Origin of the sequence: Kribbella speibonae (assembly GCF_004331375.1) — a bacterium.
GTDB classification, from domain to species: domain Bacteria; phylum Actinomycetota; class Actinomycetes; order Propionibacteriales; family Kribbellaceae; genus Kribbella; species Kribbella sindirgiensis.
In genome coordinates this window covers 202,587-221,507 of sequence record NZ_SJKC01000003.1, presented here as the reverse complement: position 1 = coordinate 221,507, position 18,921 = coordinate 202,587, and the positions used below count along the sequence as shown (strand labels likewise).

The following is an 18,921-nucleotide window of genomic DNA, read 5'->3' as shown; positions in this document are numbered from 1 at the left end:
TCTCCTGTACCCCGATGAAGGAGACTCAGCCTGCCAGGGGGAAGGACCGCTGCGGGCGCCACACGCCGTCGGAGCCGTGTTCGTAGCGGCTGAAGTGCTCCACGTCGAAGGCGCAGTCGTACTCCGACAGGGCGTCGTACGCGCGGTCGAGCGCGTCCTTCTCCAGGTCGTGGGCGACGGTGACGTGCGGGTGGTACGGGAACTTCAGGTCGACCTTCAGCGGGCCGGACCGGACCTGCGACTGCAGCACCTCGCACGACGAGATGCCCTCGGCCAGCGGCACGAACACCACCGGCGAGATCGGCCGGAACGTCGCCGTACCGCGCAGCCGGATCCGGAACCGCGGGAACCGGGCCGCGACCGCGAGCAGGTGCTCGTCGATCGCCGCCAGGTCGCCGGCCTCGATCTCGGTCGGCGGCAGCAGTGTGACGTGGGTCGGGATCGACGCGGCCATCGGATCACCGAAGTCGGCACGGTACTTCTGCAACTCCGTGCCGTACGGTTCGGCGATCGGGATCGCGACACCGATCGTGGTCATGACTGCGGCGGGCCGGGGACGAAGCCGAGGCGGTCGTACACCCGGGCCAGGGTCGGCTCGGTGACCGCGCGGGCGCGTTCGGCGCCGGCCGCCAGGATCGCGTCCAGCTGCGCCTTGTCGTCCAGGTACGACAGCGTCTTCTCCCGGAACGGGGTGACGAACTCGACCACGACGTCGGCCAGGTCCTTCTTGAAGTCGCCGTACCCGCGGCCCGCGTACTCGTCCTCGAGCTCGCTGATCTTGCGGCCGGTGAGCGCCGAGTAGATGGTCAGCAGGTTCGCTACGCCGGGCTTGTTCTCCTGGTCGAAGATCACGTCCCGGCCGGAGTCGGTGACCGCGGACCGGATCTTCTTCGCGCTCGCCTTGGGGTCGTCCAGCAGGTCGATGAGGCCGGCCGGCGACGAGCCGGACTTGCTCATCTTCGCGGTCGGGTCCTGCAGGTCGAAGATCTTCGCGGTCTCCTTGACGATGTGCGCCTCGGGAACCCGGAAGGTCTTGCCGAACCGGTGGTTGAACCGCTGGGCCAGGTCGCGGGTCAGCTCCACGTGCTGGCGCTGGTCCTCACCGACCGGGACGCGGTCGGCCTGGTAGACCAGGATGTCCGCGGCCTGCAGGATCGGGTAGGTGAACAGGCCGACGGTGGCGCGGTCGGCGCCGCCCTTGGCTGTCTTGTCCTTGAACTGCGTCATCCGGCTGGCCTCGCCGAACCCGGTGATGCAGCCCATCACCCACCCCAGCTGCGCGTGCTCGGGCACGTGCGACTGGACGAACAGGGTGGACCGCTCCGGGTCGATCCCGGCCGCCAGCAGCTGCGCCGCGGACCGGCGGGTGCGGTCGCGCAGGGCCTTCGGCTCGTACTCCACAGTGATCGCGTGCAGGTCGACGACGCAGTAGAACGCGTCGTGGTCGTCCTGCAGGGCCACCCACTGCCGCAACGCGCCGAGGTAGTTGCCGAAGTGGAAGGAGTCCGCCGTCGGCTGGATCCCGGAGAGCACGCGGGGGCGTCGCTGGGAACCGGCTGCGGAGGGGTCAGACGCAGCGTGGGACATGACCACGATTCTGCCAGCGGTGTCAGTCCAACCCACACCCGGGAGGGTTATCAGTCATATTTCACGAACTATGCGTCACCAGGACCAGCCGCGGGCGGCCAGTTCCTGTTCTTCCTGCCAGCGTTTCTCCTCCGAGCGTTGCTGCTCGGACTCGCACGGGCAGCCTGCCAGGCGGCAGGCCTCGTCGAGGAGGTCGTCGTACGCCGCCTCGAGCGCCATCAGGCGGTGTGCGCGAGCGTAGACGTGGGGCGTGGACTCGACGCGCCGGATCTTGGTGGACAGGTGCCCCAGGCGGGTCTGCAGCCGGAGTGTGTCGAACGGGTCCGGCTCCGGCTCCCGCTGCGGGCGCAGGCGCGCGACCAGTCCCGCCGTACGCCGCTGCAGACCGCGCCGCCACCGCGACGGCGGCGGATTCGGCAGCAACAGGCTCAGCAGGACGCACAACGTCAAGAACAGAACGACAACACCCAGCCACGCCATCTCGCCACTCCTCAGCAAAGAGCGTACGGCGAGCGAACCCCGGTCCGCGAGAGGTTATGCGTTGGTCGCCGGGTTCCCGTCCACCGCGGCCGCCAGCTTCGGGACCAGCTCGTCGAGCACGATCGGCAGGCTCAGCACGGACACGAAACTGGTCGCGCCGTACAGCTGGTCGTCGTAGTTCTCCTCGACGAACACGTCCCGGCCCTCGGTCCGCACCTTCAGGTTCTTGTAGAGCGGGTCCGCCTTCAGCTTCGCCGTACCGCCCTTGGTCGGGAACCAGACCAGCGCCTGCTGGTCGAGCAGCGAGATCCGCTCCGCGCTGATGTTCGCGCCGAACTTGTCGCCGATCGCCTTGTCCAGCCCGTCCGGCAGCACGAACCCGAAGTCGGTCAGCAGCCGGGACCGCGGATCCTGCGTGCCGTAGATGAAGTAGCCCTCGTACGGCGTGGCCATCAACGCGGGCCTGCCCTTGAACTCGGGATGCTGCGCCCGCACCTCGGCGAACCGCGTCTCGATCCCCTTCACCAGCTCGTCGGCCTGCGCCGGCTTCCCGACCGCCTGCCCGACGGTCCGCGCCACCACCTGCCAGGACACGCCGTAGTCCGGTACGCCGGCCGGCTGCGCGACCGTCGGCGCGATCGCGGTCAGCTTCTTGTAGTCGTCCGCGGAGATCCCGGAGTACAGCCCGATGATCAGGTCCGGCCGCAGCGCCGCGATCTTCTCGAACTGGATCCCGTCCTTGTCGCTCAGCACCTGCGGTACCGCGCCGTCGCCGAGTTTCGCCTTCGCCCACGGGAACAGCGCGCCCGGCTTCTCCCCGAACCACTCGGTCGTCGCCACCGGTACGACGCCGAGCGCGAGCAGCGCGTCCTGCTCGACCAGGCCGACCGTCACGACCCGCTGCGGGGCCTGCTCGACGACGGTGTCGCCGTACTTGTTCTTGATCGTCACCGGGAAGGCGCCGCCGCCCTGCGACGCGGCTGTCTGCGGCGCTTCGTCGTTCCCGCTTCCGCACCCGGTCAGGGCGAGCAGGAGTACGGCCAGGAACACCAGCAGGCGGCGCATGGGAACCTCACAGGGCTGAGTCATGGCTGGGTTAGGTTGCCCTAACCTAACCCAGATCTCAGTCCCGGTGGTACTTCGTGACCGCGTTGTCCTGTTTGAGCTTGTCGGCCGCGGCCTGGATCCGCGCGGTCCATTCGGACTGCTGCAGCCCGCCGGCCATGAACTGCCCGGTCGCCGCGGCGGCCGCGGTCGCGAACTCCGGGTACCAGTCGTCGAAGTACCAGGTGATGAGCTGGTCGCCGGCCGATGCGAGCAGGTCGCGCGCCGAGCTGAGCGCGCTCCCCATCTCCAGCCCGTCGGCCGCCCCGCGGACGATGGTGAGCTGGGCCGACTCCGACGTGACCTGCGCCGCGACGTCCGCCGACAGCAGCGCCCGCAGGTACTCGAGCCCGCCGGCCTTGTTCTTCGCCTTGTCCGGCACCAGGACCGGCGCGGTCGCCGCGACGTGCAGACCGCTGGCGAGCGCCGGCGAGGAGTCCAGCGCCGGTACGGCGAACATGGTCAGCGCGAAGTCCTGCGGGATCAGGCCCTTCATCTCGTTCTCGAGCCAGTTGCCGCACGGCAGCATCCCGACCTTGGACGCGAGCAGGCGTTTCTGCGACCCGATGTGGTCGAAGTCCGCGGTCCCCGGGGCGAGCAGCCCGCGCTTGGTGAGCTCACCGACAGCGGTGATCGCCTTGGTGACGTTCTCGTCCTTCCAGGCGCCCTCGTCGAGGTTGTCGATCCGCCGCACCACCTCCGGCCCGCCGGTCTTGGCGGCCAGCGTCAGCACCAGTTCCAGCAGGTAGTACGGGTGCGTGCCGGCGTACATGAACGGACCGAGACCGGCCGCCTTCATATCGGCGCCGAGGGCAAGCAGATCGGGCCAGGTGCGCGGTACCTCCCAGCCGTTGCGCTGGAACAGGCTGGCCGAGTACCAGATCCCGTACACGCTCGCGATGTAGTTGACGGTACGCTGCGCCCCGTCGTACGAGCCGAAGTCCAGCATGTCGGGCAGGAGCTGGTCCTTGACCGCCGCGTCCGGGTTGTCCCAGGACGGTGCGTCCAGCAACTGCTGCAGGTCGGTCAGCTGACCTTCCTTGACCAGCCGGCCGACCTTCAGCTTGTCGTCGCCGGTGCTGAGCACCACATCGGGCGGGTTGCCCGCGGCGAACCGGGGCAGCAACTGGTCGGACAGTTGCGCTGTCACCTTCGGCGTGACGACGGCGGCCGCGTACTTCTTCCGGTACGCCGCCGCCGCGAATCCGCCGTACTCCTCACTGACGACCAGGTCGACCGGGGCGTTCCCGTCCACGGAGAACGGGTTCTCCTTCGACACCGGCGGGGCGACCGGTTCGCTGGTGCAGCCGCTCAGGACCGCACCAGCCAACGCCCCCTGCAGTAACGTCCGCCGTCTCAGCATCACCGCAGGCTATTACTTCACGCCTCCCGCGGTCACGGAGACCTGCAGTTGCCGCTGGAAGATGATGTAGACGACCAGCACCGGCGCCACGGTGATCACCACGGCCGCGAACAGGGCGCCGAAGTCCACCGCATAACCGGCTTGGGACGCGAACGACGCCATGCCCTGCGAGAGCACGTAGTTCTTCGAGTCGGTGTTCAGGGCGACGGGCAGCAGGAACTGGTTCCACAACCCGAGGAAGTTGAAGATGGCGACCGACGCCATCCCCGGCCGGGCCATCGGCAGCATCACCGAGAAGAACGTCCGCCACTCACCGGCGCCGTCGATCTGCGCCGCCTCGTAGATCTCGCCCGGCAGCGCCTTGAAGAAGCTGTGCAGGAAGAAGACCGTGAACGGCAGTGCGAACGCGACGTACGTGGTGATCAGCCCTGGCAAAGTATTGAGCATCCCGAAGTTCTTCAGCACGAAGAACAGCGGCACGATCGCCAGGAAGACCGGGAACGTCAGCCCGGCCAGCATCGAGTAGTAGATCAGCCGGTTGCCGGGGAACGTGAACCTGGCCAGCACGTACGCACACATCGCGCCCAGGATCATCACCAGCACCAGCGCGACGCCGACGACGATCACCGTGTTCAGGAAGTAGCGACCGATGCCGGCCGTCGTCCAGGCGTTGGCGTAGTTGCTGAACCGGAGCTTGCTCGGCAGCGACAGCGGGTTGCCCAGCACCTCCTGCGTCGACTTGAACGAGGACAGCAGCGTCCACACCAGCGGCAGGATCACCAGCAACGACCACAGAATCAGCGCGACGTGGGCGGTCGTCGCCACACCCCGGCCCTCCGGCTTCCGGTGGTCGGGCGCGCGGGACCCGGCCCTGAGCTCGGCCCGATCGGCGGTGGTTGTCGTCATCGGCGTACCTTTGCTTTCCGGTCACGTCCGCCGGTCAGGGCGTTCACCGTGAAGACCACGAGCGCGAACAGCATCGTCACCGCGGCCAGGACCACACCCATCGCCGTCGAGTACCCGAACTGTCCCTTGGTGAAGGCCGTGGTGAACAGTTGCTGCGGCATGACCAGGGTCGAGTTCTGCGGCCCGCCGCCGGGGTTCAGCGCCTGCATGTAGACGAAGGCGTCCAGCGCGGCGATCCCGAGATAGATGTACGCCGTCTGCACGTTGTCCCGGATCAGCGGGACCGTGATCGACACCGCGCTGCGGAACCGGCCGGCGCCGTCGATCCGGGCGGCCTCGAACACCTCGGGCTCGATGCCCCGGATGGCGGCGATGAACAGCACCATGTAGAAGCCGACGAAGCCCCAGATCATCACGAACATCGAGGCCGGCATCGCGGTTCGCGCGTCACCGAGCCACGCGTAGTTCTCGAACTGGTGCAGCCCGATCTTCGACAGCAGCGCGTCCAGGATGCCCGAACCCGGCGTGAACACCTGCGCCCAGATCAGGCCGATCACGATCGCCGGGATCACGTACGGGAAGAACGAGACGATCCGGTAGAAGCCCGCGTTCCGCAGACCGCGGACGGTCCCGGTCCCGGAGCCGCCGATCGTCACCAGCGTGGCCAGCGTCAGCGCCAGCACGATCGTCACGATCGGTACGACGATCGCGAGCAGCACGTTGTTGCGTACGGCCTTCAGGAAGATGTCGTCGTGGAACAGCTTCACGTAGTTGTCGAAGCCGACGAAGTTCATCCCCGAGCTGAACCCGGACCAGTCGGTCAGTGAGTAGTACAGCGCCTGCACGAACGGGGAGACCACGAAGATCACGAAGACCGCCAGCGGCAGGCCGAGGAACACGACCATGAAGCTGGCGCGGTCGAAGGTCAGCGGCCGGCGGCGCCGGGTGACGGACCGCTGGGGTCCGCCTCCCGGCACAGCCTCTTGCGTCATGGTCACTTCGTGACCGGGATCTTCTTGACCGAGCTGTCGTTGCGCACCTTGTCGGTGATCTGCTGCAGGCCCTTCGTCAGGCCGGCCGCGTCCAGCTGGCCGGACAGGAACGAGTTCCAGACCACGAGGTTGTCGGTGTTCATGCCGTACAGGCCGACGAACTGGTAGTCGAAGACGTTGGTGCCGGCCGCGTCCAGCATCGCGGTCTGCGACTGCAGCGCGGTCGAACCGAAGCCGTCCGCGGGCACCAGGCCCTTGACGATCGTCGGCGCCAGCCGGGTCTTGGCGAAGTTGGTCGCCGCCTCCTTGGACAGCATCGCCCGCAGCAGCTCCTTGCCGCCGGCAACGTTCTTGCCCTTCGACGGGACGATGAACGGCTCACCGGCCGCGCTGCGCAGCGACTCGTACGGCAGCTTCGGGGCGTCGGTGAGCACCGGCTCCGGAACGCCCTTCATGTCGAAGCCCGACTTGGTGGCCTTCTTCATCTCGTTCTCGATCCACGAGCCCGAGGGGTAGAGGACGGCCTGCTGGTCGTTGCTCCACTTCGCCTGCGCGGCGGTGAACTGGGTGCCGGCGCCACCGGGGACGAAGTACCCGTTCTTGACCATCGTCTCCAGGGCCTTGAAGATGCCCTGGATCTGCGGCATCGACCAGCAGTTCTCCTTGAGGTTCTCCAGCGCCAGCCGGACCTCGTCGCCACCCTCCTTGATGGCACCGTCGACGGCCATCGTGTGGTAGTAGGTGGCGGCTTCCTTGCCCCAGACGAACAGGTACTTGCCCTTCGCCTTGGCCTTCGCGCCGAGGTCCAGGAGCCCGTCGTACGTCTTCGGGGCCTCCCAGCCGTTCTCCTTGAACAGGCTGTCGGAGTACCAGATGCCGTAGAGCGTGAGCACGTAGTTCATCGCGACGAACTTGCCGTCGTACGTGCCGGGGTTCTTGGCGCCCGGGTACAGGGTGTCGGCGATCTTCGTGCCCTCGTAGTTGTTGGCCTCGAAGACGTCGTCGAGCGTCGACAGCTGGTCCAGGATCGTGTTGAAGCCGATCTGGTTCGCGCCGGAGTTGTCGATCAGGTCCGGCGGGTTGCCGCCGACGAAGCGCGGCTGCAGCTGCTGGGCGATCTGGGTCGACGGAGCGACCTTGAACGTCGAGCCCGCGAACTTCTTCTGCGCGATGTCGGCCGCGAACTGCACGTAGTCGTAGCCGTAACCACCGTTGAAGATCACCGCGTCGACGGTCGCCTTGTCCGCCATGCCGAACGGGTTCTCCGAGGTCTTGTCGGCGCCGCCACCGCCGGAACCGTTGTCGTCGCCGCCGCCGGTGGCACAGGCGGCCAGCAGCGTGCTGCCGCCGGTCGCCAGCAAGGTGCCGACCGCCGCGCGCTGCAGGAACAGCCGCCGCGACAGGTTGTTGGGAGTGGTCATGGTCCCGCCTTCCGAGTGTGTTTCAGGCAGTACGCCGGATACGACCGGCGTACCTTGCTTCAAGGGCATGGTTGTGTTCGTCGCCACCGGGGATGTTCGCGGACAGGTAGACCGGCGGCGTCTCGCCGGCCTCCGTCAGCCGGCGCAGTACTTCAGCCACCAGCATCTGCGCAATCAGTGCGGCGGTGATGGAGGATACGGCGCACACCTTGCCACCACCGGGCAGGTCGAGCACCGAGTCCCCGTACGGCGCCTGGTTGTCGAGCACGACGTCGGCGAAGTCGATCAGCTTCTTGCCGGACGGGTGCCGCGAATCCATACCGCCAGTGTGCTGCAGCGAGGTGATCGCGATCAGCGGGTGGCCCTTCTCCTTGACCACACTCGCGAGCTCGACGATCGAGCCGTTCACCCCGGAGTTCGACGCGATCACGAACAGGTCGCCCTCGCGGGCCGCCGACAGCTCGTAGAGCTTCCGCGAGTACGCCGGGTCGCGCTCGAGCTCGGCACTGCGCAGCAACTCGGGCGGTTCGCCGCCGAGCAGCACCAGGTCGCGCAGCGCGATCCGGTTGGAGGCGATCAGCCCGCCGGCGCGGCCGGCGATCTCCATCGCGAGGGCCTCGGAGTGCCCGGAGCCGAAGGCCTGGATGACGCCGTTCGCCCGCACCGACGCGGCCATCAGATCGGCGGCCTGCTGGATCGGGCCGTCGATCTGGGTGGTGACCGCGGCCAGGATCGGCATCAGCGTTTGAACATACGCCTGCGCGCCCACGCCACTGGATTCCCCCGTGTTACTGCTGGCCATCAACGGCCCACCCCTCGACTAATCTGCTCGCCGACGACACTCCAAGTGCCGACAAATGCGCAAGTTTCCTGTTTGCTGGACAGAACTTTTCTCAACTCGTAGCTAAAGTCAAGGCTCATCCGTGTGATCTCCCTAGATCGGGACCGTTGCGTAACCTTGTTTACTTGTGCTTACTTTTAGGCTCTTTCGAGCAGTTTGGAGCATCGCGTATGTCGGTCGAAGGCTCGCTTCCGGACGCTGACGCCGCACCTGTCGACCAGGTGGTCCTGATACCTGCCGGACCACTGGTCCTCGGCGGCGACCTCGGCGGTACGTCCACCCGGATCGTGGTCGCGGACTCTGAGGGCAACGTAATCGGTCGCGGAGCCGCAGCGGGAGGGAATCCGACCAGCCATCCGGCAAGTGCGGCGGCCAACTTCGGCCAGGCGCTTCACGCCGCACTGTCCGGGCTGGACCCGACGGCCGTGAAAGCCGGGGTCGTCGGCATGGCCGGCGGCGTGGCCCTTGCGCGACCGGACGTGGCGGCCCAGTTCGAGGCCGCCTGGACGGGCGCCGGCCTCGTCGTTCCCCCCGACTACATCGGCGATCTCGAGGTTGCTTTCGCCTCAGGTACGCCGGAACCGGACGGGACCGTGCTGATCGCGGGCACCGGCAGCAACGCCGGCCTGGTGCGCAACCATCAACTCCTGCGCACCGCGGGCGGGCACGGCTGGCTGCTGGGTGACGACGGCTCCGGCTTCTGGCTCGGCCGGGAGGCTGTGCGCAGCGTGCTGCAAGCACTGGACCTCCGCGAGCCGCTCGGGCTGCTCGGGCAGGCCGTCGTACACACGATCCTGCCCGATCGGGACGAGCATGCGGCTGCACAGCGTGAAGGATACGACGCGCTGCGTGATGATCTGGTGAGGACGGTGAACAGTCGCCCGCCGGTTCTGCTCGCGGAGCTGGCGCCGGCGGTGATGGCGGCGTACGCGCAGGACGACGAGATCGCGCGGTCGCTGGTGAAACGCGCAGCCGAGTTGCTCACGGAAACCGCTGCCCGCTTGAAGACAACGTCGGACAAGGGCCCGATGGTGCTCGCGGGCAGTGTCGCCGGAGAATCTTCACCTGTCGGCCAACTCATCCGGCAACACTTCGCCGGGGATGTCCTGACCGCGCGGGACGGAGTCGGAGGCGCCACCTGGCTCGCCTTGGGCACCCTCGACCCCGCCCTCGCAACGACCGCGAACCACCAACGGCTAGTCGAACACTGAGACCGGGCGGACCTCGACGGCGAAGAAGCCGGCCTCCGGGATGGTGGCGGCCACCTCTTCGGCGCGTTCCTGACTCGCCACGTCGATGAGGAACACGCCGGCGAGCTGCTCCTTCGCCTCGGAGTACGGGCCGTCGGTGGTCGCGCGGACGCCTTCGCGGACGCGCACCACCCGGGTCTTCGCCGGCGGATCGAGCGGGACGGCGTTGATCAGCTCGCCGTTGGCATCCAGCTCGTTCAGCAGGTTGTCGAGCTGCGCGGCGAGCGCCTCGCGCGCCTTCTTCGGCAGGGCCTTGCCTTCCTCGGTGTGCAGGAACGACGGGTGACCCCAGGTGATCGGGTTGCTGTGAATCATCAGCAGGTACTTCATGTCAGGTGTCCTTTCGGGCAGGTACAGGATCTTCGCAGCAGAGGTCGGACACGACGGGCAGCACTCGACATTTCGGCAATTTAGGGTGAACGGCATGGACGAGATCGATTTCCGGACGGCCGATGGGCGGGTCCTGCACGGGTACGACAGTGCGCCCGGTGACGACGCGCGGCTGGCGGTCGTCTGGCATCACGGCACGCCGAACCTGGGCACACCGCCGGCGCCGCTGTACGAGGCGGGCGAGTGGCTCGGCATCCGGTGGATCTCTTTCGACCGGCCCGGGTACGGCGGTTCGACCGCGGCACCCGGCCGCACGATGGCCTCGGTCGCCGCCGACCTGACCACGGTTCTCGACACACTCGGGATCGGCACCTGCGCACTGATGGGCTACTCGGGCGGCGGCTCCTACGCACTCGGCTCCGCCGCGGTCCTCGGCGACCGCGTCGAGGCAGTCGCCACCTTCGCCGCCATCGCGCCGTACGGCATGGAAGGTTGGTACGACGGGATGATCGACTCCGGCTGCGCCGCGCTGCGGGCGGCGGCCGCGGGCCGGGAGGCGCGACTGCGCAACGAGGCGGTCGAGTACGACCCGGAGTTCACCGACTCCGACGTCGCGATGTTCGACGGCCCGTGGGGCTGGCTCGGCTCGGTCGCCGGCGACGTCGCGATGCCCAACGGCCCTGACGGCGCCGTCGACGACGACTGCTCGTACGTCGTCCCCTGGGGCTGCGACCCGGCCACGATCACCGCCCCGGCCCTCCTCCTCCACGGCACCGCCGACCGCATCATCCCCAGCACCCACGCGGACTGGCTCGCCGCGAACCTCCCCACCGCCGAACTCGCGCTGCATCCCGGCCTCAGCCACATCTCGATCCTCAGCCAGGCCGAACCCGCCCTCGAATGGATCCGCGACCACACCGGCTAAGGACTGCAGGTAGCCGGCCAACATTCCAAGCAATGGCTTGACATTGGATTCGGGCTGCCGCATATTCCAAGCATGTCTTTGGAAAAGGATCCGCGGCGGGCGCGGTTGCTGAACGATCCGCTGGCGATTCGGGCGATGGCGCACCCGGTGCGGCTCGACCTGCAGTCGCTGCTCGGGCGCGAAGGCCCGCTGACGGCGGCCGATGCGGCGCGGCGGCTGGGGATCAGCCAGGCGCTGGCGTCGCACCACCTGCGGCAGCTGGCGAAGTACGACTTCGTCGAACCGGCGCCGGGCAAGGACAACCGGGAGCGGCCGTGGCGCCTGGTGTCCACGTCGCAGTCGTGGCGGGACGCGATCAAGACACCCGAAGGCGCGGCCGCCGCCGACGTACTCGAGCAACTGATGGCCGAGCGGGCGCTGGACGCGCTGGCGAAGTGGCAGCAGCAGCGCCTGCTGGCGGACCCGGTCTGGCGGGACAACTCCGGCATCGGGCAGACCGGTCTCTACCTGACCGGCGAGGAGCTCGCGGAGATCGTTGGGCAGATCAACGAGCTCCTACAGCGCTGGGTGGATGAGCGGCCGATCGACGACAAGTCCACTCGGCCGGCGGGAAGCCGGCATGTCTCGTTCACCCAGATCGTCACCATCTCGCCGGAGCCGGAGGAGTAAGAAATGAAGGACTTGTGGGGCGTCCTCGCGCGGCAGCGTGACTATCGGCTGATGCTCAGCGCCGGCCTGATCTCGCTCACCGGTGACTGGCTGCTGCGCACCGGGCTCGCGTTCCAGGTGTACGTACTGACCGGCTCGACGCTCGCCTCCGGCGGACTGCTCCTCGCGTCGTTCCTGCCCGCCGTGCTGCTGGGCTCGCTGGCCGGCGTCTTCGTCGACCGGTGGAACCAGCGCACCACGATGATCGTCACCAACATCCTCAACGCGGTCGTACTACTCCCCCTGATCGCCGTCCACGACGCGAGCATGATCTGGATCGTGTACGCCGTCGTCCTGGCGCAGAGCTGCCTGCAACAGTTCTTCACGCCGGCCGAACAGTCGCTGGTCCCGCTCCTCGTGAACTCCGAGCAACTGGTCACCGCGAACGCGCTGAACAGTCAGATCCGCGACCTCGCCCGCCTGGTCGGCGCGGCGCTCGGCGGTGTACTCGCGGCCGCCGGCGGACTCACGCTGCTCGCCATCGGCGACGCCGTGACCTTCCTGGCCGCGGTCGTGCTGGTCGCGGCGATGCGGCATCGGCAAGAGCGGCGGCAACGAGAGGAGGAGACGGCCGGCGGCGCGATCAAGCGGCTGAAGGACGAGTGGACAGAGGGACTGCGGCTGTGCGTCGCGGGTCCGGCGATGCGGCTGTTCTTCGTGTTCTGCCTGGTCACCGGCGTCGGTGAAGGGATCATGAGCACGCTGTTCGCACCGTTCGTCAGCGCCGAGGTCGGCGGCGACGGGAAGGTGTACGGCCTGATCGTGTCGTCGCAGGCGATCGGCGGGATCGTCGGCGGTCTGGTCGCGGCCGCGATCGGTTCCCGCTGGCCGGCCGCGACCCTGTGGGGAATCGGCGCCTTCGCGTTCGGGCTGATCGACATCGCACTGTTCCTCTACCCGTTGGTGTCGGACAGCGTGATCCCGGCGTTCGTCTGCATGATCGTCGTCGGCCTGCCCGGCGCGCTCACGATCGCCGGGATGATGACGGTGTTCCAGAACCTCACCGTCGACGGCACCCGCGGCCGCATCTACGGCGCGGTCGGCGCCGCCGAGAGCGTCGCGGTCCTGCTCGGCATCGCCGCGGCCGGCCTGCTCGGCGACGCCGTCGGCATCATCCCGATCCTGGTCTTCCAGGGCCTCGGGTACGTCGTCGGCGGGCTCGTCGTACTCAGTCGGCGGCGGGCTCTGGCTCCTCGGCCGGAACCTGCTCTGACGATGTGACCAGGTGCAGCCGGACCCGGGCGACCCGGCGGCCGTCCATCTCGGTGACCGTGAGGGTGTGGGCGTCGAACGGGACCTCGTCGCCGGTCGACGGAACCTTCCCGAGCCGGGCGGCGAGGAACCCGCCGACGGTCTCGTAGGGCCCGTCGGGGAGCTCGATCGTGGTCGCGTCCGCGAAGTCGTCCAGGTTCAGCAGCCCGTCGACCTCGATGTCGCCGCTGCGGAGCCGGGTCGTCTCGGCCGGTTCCTCGTCGTACTCGTCCGTGATGTCGCCGATCAGTTCCTCGACCAGGTCCTCGAGGGTGACGATGCCGGCGGTACCGCCGTACTCGTCGAGGACGATCGCGAGGTGGGTGCTGCGGCGGCGCATCTCGGTCAGCGTCGGCAGCAGCTTCGCGGTGTCCGGCAGCATCAGGACCTCACGCGCCAGGTCGCCGACCCGCACCGAGCGGGTCGCGACCGCCGGGTCGAACAGGTCCCGGACGTGCACGAACCCGACGATGTCGTCGGCCGAGCCGTTCATCACCGGGTACCGCGAGTGCGGGCGCTCGGCGGCGAACTTGACCGCCTTGTACGCCGGCATCTCGGCGTCGACGAAATCGACCTCGGTGCGCGGCAGCATCAGTTCGCGCAGCTGCCGGCTGCCGGCCTCGAAGACGTCGTCGACGATCTTTCGCTCTTCCTCACCGAGCGACTCGTGCGCGGAGATGACGTCGCGGAGCTCCTCGTCGGACATCACCTCACGGTTCGCGTTCGGGTCACCGCCGAGGGCGCGCACCACCAGGTCGGTGGACTTCGACAGCAGCCAGATCACCGGCCGCGCGCCGGACGCGATCCGGTCCACGAGCGGCCCGAGCGCGAGCGCGAACCCCTCGGCCCGCTGCAGGGCCAGGCGCTTCGCGGCCAGCTCGCCGAGCACGATCGAGACGTACGAGATCAGGATCGTGATCAGCACCAGCGCGACCGTGCCGGCCACCGACTCGGGCAGCCCGAGCTTCTGCAGGTGCGGCGAGAGACCGTCCGCGAGCGTCGCGCCACCGAAGGCGGCGGACAGGAAGCCCATCAGGGTCACGCCGATCTGCACGGCGGACAGGAACCGGTTCGGGTTGGCGGCCACCTTGGCGACGATCTCGCCGCGCCGGCCGCGGTGCGAGAGCGCCTTGAGCTGACTGTCCCGGAGCGAGACCAGGGCCATCTCGGCCGCGGCGAAGACCCCGCCGATCAGCACGAAGACCAGAATCAGGACGATATTGAGCAGGGTGTCGTTCATGGCTGGGTTTTCCTAGGGTCCTGCAGGCGGTATGCCTCGAACGATAGCTGTGTCCAGGTGCGTGCATCGGGGTGCTTGGTCAGTGGCCTCGATGCGGAGCATCGTGGGCGCTGGGCAAGTGCGCCGAGGTGCGTGCCTGGGCGCCGATAGCGTCGAGTCATATCGCCTGCAGGACCCTTAGCCCTCTCGTCAGACGTCGAGAGGGCGGGCGTTGGGCGTAGTCGTCCATCTACCAACTCTAGCGGTGGGCGGTCCCACAGTGCATGTTCGAGTTTGTTGGTTTACGATGATTCCTGGCTGCCCAAGCGTCGGACGGCCGGGAGGGTCAATCGATGAACACACCGCGCGGAGCGCGCCGGACGGACACCAGGCTGTCGGACGGCCGCGAGCTGATCTACTACGACCCGGCCGACGCGCCGGCCCGGGCGCCGCTCGAGGACACCCGCGGGCTGCCCGCGCCGCAACCGCAGGTCGAGCTGCGCACCGATCCGCTCACCGGCGACGTGATCACCTACGCGACCCATCGCAACACCCGGACGTACCTGCCGCCGGCCGACCAGTGCCCGCTGTGCGCGAGCAAGCCCGGCAACCCGACCGAGATCCCGGACCACGACTACAACGTCGCCGTCTTCGAGAACCGGTTCCCGTCCTTCGCCGGCCCCGGCCGGACCGAGGTGGTCTGCTTCACCAGCGACCACAACCGCTCGTTCACCGATCTGTCCCAGGGGCAGGCCCGGCTGGTCGTCGACACCTGGGCCGACCGGACCGCGGAACTCGGCGCCCGCGACGACGTCGAGCTGGTGTTCCCGTTCGAGAACCGCGGCCGCGAGATCGGCGTCACGCTCAGCCACCCGCACGGCCAGATCTACGCCTACCCGTTCGTCCCGCCGCGGATGCAGAACCTGCTGCGGCAGGCCCGCAAGCACCAGGAAGTTGCTGGTAGCAACCTGTTCGCCGACGTCCTGGCCGCCGAACGCAAGGAAGGCACCCGGGTCATCGCCGAGAACGGCAACTGGACCGCGTTCGTCCCGGAGGCCGCCCGCTGGCCGGTCGAGGTGCACCTGTACCCGCACCGTCAGGTCGGCGGCATCGACGAGCTGTCGGTCGGCGAGCGCGACGACTTCGCCGAGCTGTACCTCGACGTCCTGCAACGCCTCGACGGCCTGTACGGCGAACCGCTGCCGTACATCGCCGCCTGGCACCAGGCCCCGGTCCGGATCGATCGCGAGCTCGGCTACCTGCACCTGGAGCTGTTGTCGATCCGGCGGGCCAAGGACAAGATCAAGTACCTGGCCGGCTCCGAGTCCGGCATGGGCGCGTTCATCAGCGACACCCGGCCCGAGGACGTGGCCGAGACCCTGCGAAAGGCCGGCCAGTGAGCTTCCAGAAGGTTTTCGGTACGTCGCCCGACGGCAGCTGGCGCGCCCCGGGGCGGGTCAACCTGATCGGCGAGCACACCGACTACAACGACGGCCTGGTGCTCCCGATCGCGCTGCCGAACCGGATCCTGGTCAGCGCCTCGAAGCGGGACGACGGCCGGATCGCCGTCGCGTCGAGCGGGCACCGCGGCGTCACCGAGTTCGCGATCGACGACCTGGCCCCGGGTTCGGTCGGCGACTGGGCGGCGTACCCGGCCGGTGCGGCCTGGATCCTGCGCGAGTCCGGCTACCCGATCGGCGGCGCGAACCTGCTCGTCGACTCGGACCTCCCGTCCGGCGCCGGCCTGTCGTCGTCGGCCGCCCTGCTGTGCGCGACGTTCGTGGCGCTGCTGGGTCTGCGCGACCTCGAGGTCGACCCGGCCGAGATCGCGCGGCTGGCCCAGAAGGCCGAGAACCAGTACGTCGGCGCGCCCGTCGGACTCATGGACCAGATGGCCTCGATGTGCTGCACCGCGGGCCACGCACTGTTCTTCGACATCCGCGCGATGTCCACCGACCAGATCCCGTTCGACCCGCCGGCGGACGATCTCGCGCTGCTGGTCGTCGATGTGAAGGCACCGCACCGGCACGTCGACGGTGAGTACGCCGCGCGCCGGACGAGCTGCGAGCAGGCGGCGGCCGAGCTCGGCGTACCGGCGCTGCGGTCGATCGCGTTCGAGGACCTCGACGATGCGCTCGGACGGTTGTCGGACGACGTCGTACGGCGGCGGGTGCGGCACGTGGTGACCGAGATCCGCCGGGTCGAGGACGCGGTCGCGTTGATGCGGGCCGGCAAGCTGCGCGAAGTGGGTCCGCTGTTCACCGCGTCGCACGCCTCACTGCGCGACGACTTCGAGATCACCGTGCCGGAGCTCGACGTCGCCGTCGACACCGCGCTGGAGGCCGGTGCGCTCGGTGCGCGGATGACCGGTGGCGGTTTCGGTGGTTGCATCATCGCGCTGGTCGAGGCATCGGCGGCCGATTCCGTGCTGTCCGCGATCGAGAAAGCCTTTGCGGAACACGGTTTCTCGGCTCCGAGCTCGCTCGCCGCAACCCCGTCAGCCGGCGCCTCCCGGGTCAGCTGAGGCGCGGACCTCGCGGCGGATCAGCGGGGCGGACACGGCGGTCGCCGCGAGCTGCAGTAGCCCGAGGGCGAAGTACGGCGTACGTAAGTCGGTGGTGTGGGCGAGGAAACCGGCACCGACCGCACCCAGCGGCGCCGCGCAGAACGCGACCATCCGATAGACGGCGGTCACCCGGCCGAGGAGTTCGGCCGGGACGATCCGCTGCCGCAAGGTGATCGAGACGACGTTCCACCACGTACTGCCGAAGCCGAGCACGATCGCCGCGATCGCCACCAGCGCGAAGGCCGTCACCAGGCCGAACGCGATGATCGCGACGCTGCTGATCACCATCGCGCCGATCAGGTTGGTGCTCGTCGTCATCCACCGCGACAACCGCGGCGCGACGAACGCACCGGCCACACCGCCGACGGCGTAAATCGCGACCAGCCAGCCGAAACCCTGCTCCGGCAGGTGCAGGACCTCGAGCACGTAGAGCACGAGGATCGCGATGATTCCGGCGCCGACGCCGTTCACGATCGTGAGCAGCAGACACAGCGTCCGGAGCAGCTTGTTGCGCCACAGATAGACGAGGCCCTCGCGGAGTTCGCGTCCGAGATGCCGGTCCGGTGCGCGGACGCGGGCCGGCGCCGACGTACGGATCGTCCACACCAGCACGGCTGCGACGGCGAACGAGATCGCATTGAGCAGCAGGGGCAGTCCGCGGCTCAGCACGAACAGCGCCGCGCCGAGCGGCGGACCGATCAGGTTGCTCAGCAGCAACAACGAGGCCTGGTTGTAGCCGTTGGCGCGTTCCAGCGCGGTCGGTACGACGACGTCGATGACCACGACCGACGCGGCGTTGTCGAAGAACGGGGCGAGCATGCCGAGCAGGAACGCGGTCGCCAGCAGCAGCGGGATCGTCCCGAGTCCCGACAGTACGGCGGCCGCGAACGCACCGGCGACCACCGCGCGGATCGCGTCGACGATCCACATCGTCGACGTCCGCCGCCAGCGGTCGACCATCACGCCCGAGATCAGGCCGAGCAGCAACCAGCCGACGTTCCCGGCCGCCTCGCTGAGCGAGACGATCCGCGGGTCCCGCGTGATCGATGCCGCCAGCAAGGGCAGCGCACCGAACATGATCCCGTCACCGGCGAACGAGATCGCACCGGCCGTCCAGAGAACCCAGTACGGACGCCCCAGCTTCATGAAGCGATGACGAGGTCACATCCTGTGTCGCGCATGGCCTTGCGGGCGGCGGTGGTCAGGCCGTTGTCGGTGACGATCACGTCCAGGTCGGACCAGGTCGCGAACGTACTCAGGCCGACGGTCCCCCACTTGGTGTGGTCCGCGACCACGACCACCTCACGACTCGCGGCGATGAACGACCGGTTGGTCTCGGCCTCCATCAGGTTCGGCGTGCTCAGCCCGTGCTCGGCGTCCACACCGTGCGCGCCGAGGAACAGCAGGTCCAGGTGCAGCGACGCCAGCGCGGCGGTCGCGATCGGGCCGACCAGCGCGTCCGACGGCGTCCGGATGCCGCCGATCAGGACGACGGTGCGGTCCGAGCGCGCGTTGCCGTGGAACACGTCGGCGATCCGCGCCGAGTTCGTGACAACTGTCAAGTTCTCGACCCGCAACAACTGCCGGGCCAGCGCGTACGTCGTCGTACCGGCCCCGATGCCGATCGCGCTGTCCGGCTGGACCCGGGTGGCGGCCTCGGCGGCGATCGCCTGCTTGGCCGCGGACTCCTGGGTCAGCTTGGCGTCGAAACCCGGCTCGTGCGCGCTGCGCAGGCCGACGGACGTCGCGCCGCCGTGCACCTTGTGCAGCAGGCCGCTGGAGTCCAGGGCGTCCAGGTCGCGCCGGATCGTCATGTCCGAGACCCCGAACCGGTCGACCAGTTCGGCCACCGTGATCGCGCCCCGGCTGTTGACCTCGGCAACGATCGTGGCCTGGCGCTGGGCGGCGAGCTGGCCGCCGCGGCCGCGTGGCGGTTCTGCTCCGGCTGCATTCACGCCCACAGAATAGTCTCGTTGGC

The 18,921-nt window shown here is 68.6% G+C and carries 19 protein-coding genes; 6 read left to right on the top strand and 13 right to left on the bottom strand.

Translation table 11 applies throughout. The annotated features are described in order from the left end of the window. Nucleotides 1–25 precede the first annotated feature (25 nt). The 9 genes from E0H92_RS22345 to E0H92_RS22305 form a co-directional block, all read right to left on the bottom strand. On the bottom strand, nucleotides 26–538 hold the full coding sequence (locus E0H92_RS22345) for a 2'-5' RNA ligase family protein (RefSeq protein WP_131460339.1): 513 nt from the start codon (nucleotides 536–538) through the stop codon (nucleotides 26–28). Continuing rightward, entirely contained in the window at nucleotides 535–1,587 is a 1,053-nt protein-coding gene (trpS, locus tag E0H92_RS22340; protein WP_131460340.1) for a tryptophan--tRNA ligase, read from the bottom strand. The genes E0H92_RS22345 and trpS overlap by 4 nt, the downstream gene beginning before the upstream one ends. A 75-nt stretch (nucleotides 1,588–1,662) precedes the next feature. Continuing rightward, entirely contained in the window at nucleotides 1,663–2,067 is a 405-nt protein-coding gene (locus tag E0H92_RS22335; RefSeq protein WP_202873768.1) for a hypothetical protein, read from the bottom strand. A gap of 54 nt (nucleotides 2,068–2,121) precedes the next feature. Beyond that, a complete protein-coding gene (locus E0H92_RS22330) occupies nucleotides 2,122–3,132 on the bottom strand; it encodes an iron-siderophore ABC transporter substrate-binding protein (protein ID WP_131460341.1) in 1,011 nt (336 codons plus the stop codon). 58 nt (nucleotides 3,133–3,190) lie between these two features. Further along, nucleotides 3,191–4,534, bottom strand: a complete 1,344-nt coding sequence (gene ngcE, locus E0H92_RS22325) for an N-acetylglucosamine/diacetylchitobiose ABC transporter substrate-binding protein (RefSeq protein ID WP_131497617.1) — start codon at nucleotides 4,532–4,534, stop codon at nucleotides 3,191–3,193. 12 nt (nucleotides 4,535–4,546) lie between these two features. Further along, nucleotides 4,547–5,440, bottom strand: coding sequence for a carbohydrate ABC transporter permease (locus E0H92_RS22320; protein WP_131460343.1), 894 nt, complete (start codon nucleotides 5,438–5,440; stop codon nucleotides 4,547–4,549). Next, a complete protein-coding gene (locus E0H92_RS22315; RefSeq protein ID WP_131285948.1) occupies nucleotides 5,437–6,432 on the bottom strand; it encodes a carbohydrate ABC transporter permease in 996 nt (331 codons plus the stop codon). Before E0H92_RS22315 ends, E0H92_RS22320 begins: the two co-directional genes overlap by 4 nt. Nucleotides 6,433–6,434: 2 nt before the next feature. Next, a complete protein-coding gene (ngcE, locus tag E0H92_RS22310) occupies nucleotides 6,435–7,853 on the bottom strand; it encodes an N-acetylglucosamine/diacetylchitobiose ABC transporter substrate-binding protein (RefSeq protein WP_131460344.1) in 1,419 nt (472 codons plus the stop codon). A gap of 22 nt (nucleotides 7,854–7,875) precedes the next feature. Then, nucleotides 7,876–8,655, bottom strand: a complete 780-nt coding sequence (locus E0H92_RS22305) for a sugar isomerase domain-containing protein (protein ID WP_131460345.1) — start codon at nucleotides 8,653–8,655, stop codon at nucleotides 7,876–7,878. 209 nt (nucleotides 8,656–8,864) lie between these two features. Between E0H92_RS22305 and E0H92_RS22300 the strand changes: the two genes are divergently transcribed. After that, entirely contained in the window at nucleotides 8,865–9,905 is a 1,041-nt protein-coding gene (locus E0H92_RS22300; RefSeq protein WP_131497616.1) for an N-acetylglucosamine kinase, read from the top strand. Here the strand turns inward: E0H92_RS22300 and E0H92_RS22295 are convergent. After that, nucleotides 9,891–10,274, bottom strand: coding sequence for a YciI family protein (locus tag E0H92_RS22295; RefSeq protein ID WP_131497615.1), 384 nt, complete (start codon nucleotides 10,272–10,274; stop codon nucleotides 9,891–9,893). The genes E0H92_RS22300 and E0H92_RS22295 overlap by 15 nt on opposite strands. A gap of 94 nt (nucleotides 10,275–10,368) precedes the next feature. Here E0H92_RS22295 and E0H92_RS22290 point away from each other — a divergent pair, with 94 nt between their 5' ends. The 3 genes from E0H92_RS22290 to E0H92_RS22280 all read left to right on the top strand — a co-directional run bounded on the left by E0H92_RS22290 (nucleotide 10,369) and on the right by E0H92_RS22280 (nucleotide 13,128). Next, entirely contained in the window at nucleotides 10,369–11,199 is an 831-nt protein-coding gene (locus E0H92_RS22290) for an alpha/beta fold hydrolase (protein ID WP_131497614.1), read from the top strand. A gap of 72 nt (nucleotides 11,200–11,271) precedes the next feature. Next, the gene (locus E0H92_RS22285; RefSeq protein WP_131460349.1) at nucleotides 11,272–11,868 is read left to right on the top strand and encodes an ArsR/SmtB family transcription factor; all 597 of its coding nucleotides are present in this window, start codon (nucleotides 11,272–11,274) and stop codon (nucleotides 11,866–11,868) included. Nucleotides 11,869–11,871: 3 nt separating this feature from the next. After that, a complete protein-coding gene (locus tag E0H92_RS22280) occupies nucleotides 11,872–13,128 on the top strand; it encodes an MFS transporter (RefSeq protein ID WP_131460350.1) in 1,257 nt (418 codons plus the stop codon). On the opposite strand, the gene E0H92_RS22275 is transcribed toward E0H92_RS22280, so the two are convergent. Then, the gene (locus E0H92_RS22275; RefSeq protein ID WP_131460351.1) at nucleotides 13,076–14,398 is read right to left on the bottom strand and encodes a hemolysin family protein; all 1,323 of its coding nucleotides are present in this window, start codon (nucleotides 14,396–14,398) and stop codon (nucleotides 13,076–13,078) included. The two genes, E0H92_RS22280 and E0H92_RS22275, sit on opposite strands and share 53 nt — an antisense overlap. 332 nt (nucleotides 14,399–14,730) lie before the next feature. Between E0H92_RS22275 and galT the strand changes: the two genes are divergently transcribed. Together galT and galK are read left to right on the top strand one after the other, a co-directional pair. Further along, nucleotides 14,731–15,777 (top strand): galactose-1-phosphate uridylyltransferase, encoded by a 1,047-nt coding sequence (galT, locus tag E0H92_RS22270; RefSeq protein WP_131497613.1) that lies wholly within the window; start codon nucleotides 14,731–14,733, stop codon nucleotides 15,775–15,777. Then, a complete protein-coding gene (gene galK, locus E0H92_RS22265; RefSeq protein WP_131497612.1) occupies nucleotides 15,774–16,901 on the top strand; it encodes a galactokinase in 1,128 nt (375 codons plus the stop codon). Before galT ends, galK begins: the two co-directional genes overlap by 4 nt. Here the strand turns inward: galK and E0H92_RS22260 are convergent. After that, complete coding sequence (locus E0H92_RS22260) at nucleotides 16,875–18,089, bottom strand: MFS transporter (RefSeq protein WP_131497611.1); 1,215 nt, start codon at nucleotides 18,087–18,089, stop codon at nucleotides 16,875–16,877. The genes galK and E0H92_RS22260 overlap by 27 nt on opposite strands. Next, entirely contained in the window at nucleotides 18,086–18,898 is an 813-nt protein-coding gene (locus E0H92_RS22255; RefSeq protein ID WP_131460355.1) for a DeoR/GlpR family DNA-binding transcription regulator, read from the bottom strand. The genes E0H92_RS22260 and E0H92_RS22255 overlap by 4 nt, the downstream gene beginning before the upstream one ends. Between the last annotated feature and the right edge of the window lie 23 nt (nucleotides 18,899–18,921).

Coding starts and splice junctions, on each gene's coding strand:
- E0H92_RS22345 (WP_131460339.1), bottom strand. CDS start 538: ATGACCACGATCGGTGTCGCGATCCCGATCGCCGAACCGTACGGCACG.
- trpS (WP_131460340.1), bottom strand. CDS start 1,587: ATGTCCCACGCTGCGTCTGACCCCTCCGCAGCCGGTTCCCAGCGACGC.
- E0H92_RS22335 (WP_202873768.1), bottom strand. CDS start 2,067: ATGGCGTGGCTGGGTGTTGTCGTTCTGTTCTTGACGTTGTGCGTCCTG.
- E0H92_RS22330 (WP_131460341.1), bottom strand. CDS start 3,132: ATGCGCCGCCTGCTGGTGTTCCTGGCCGTACTCCTGCTCGCCCTGACC.
- ngcE (WP_131497617.1), bottom strand. CDS start 4,534: ATGCTGAGACGGCGGACGTTACTGCAGGGGGCGTTGGCTGGTGCGGTC.
- E0H92_RS22320 (WP_131460343.1), bottom strand. CDS start 5,440: ATGACGACAACCACCGCCGATCGGGCCGAGCTCAGGGCCGGGTCCCGC.
- E0H92_RS22315 (WP_131285948.1), bottom strand. CDS start 6,432: ATGACGCAAGAGGCTGTGCCGGGAGGCGGACCCCAGCGGTCCGTCACC.
- ngcE (WP_131460344.1), bottom strand. CDS start 7,853: ATGACCACTCCCAACAACCTGTCGCGGCGGCTGTTCCTGCAGCGCGCG.
- E0H92_RS22305 (WP_131460345.1), bottom strand. CDS start 8,655: ATGGCCAGCAGTAACACGGGGGAATCCAGTGGCGTGGGCGCGCAGGCG.
- E0H92_RS22300 (WP_131497616.1), top strand. CDS start 8,865: ATGTCGGTCGAAGGCTCGCTTCCGGACGCTGACGCCGCACCTGTCGAC.
- E0H92_RS22295 (WP_131497615.1), bottom strand. CDS start 10,274: ATGAAGTACCTGCTGATGATTCACAGCAACCCGATCACCTGGGGTCAC.
- E0H92_RS22290 (WP_131497614.1), top strand. CDS start 10,369: ATGGACGAGATCGATTTCCGGACGGCCGATGGGCGGGTCCTGCACGGG.
- E0H92_RS22285 (WP_131460349.1), top strand. CDS start 11,272: ATGTCTTTGGAAAAGGATCCGCGGCGGGCGCGGTTGCTGAACGATCCG.
- E0H92_RS22280 (WP_131460350.1), top strand. CDS start 11,872: ATGAAGGACTTGTGGGGCGTCCTCGCGCGGCAGCGTGACTATCGGCTG.
- E0H92_RS22275 (WP_131460351.1), bottom strand. CDS start 14,398: ATGAACGACACCCTGCTCAATATCGTCCTGATTCTGGTCTTCGTGCTG.
- galT (WP_131497613.1), top strand. CDS start 14,731: ATGAACACACCGCGCGGAGCGCGCCGGACGGACACCAGGCTGTCGGAC.
- E0H92_RS22260 (WP_131497611.1), bottom strand. CDS start 18,089: ATGAAGCTGGGGCGTCCGTACTGGGTTCTCTGGACGGCCGGTGCGATC.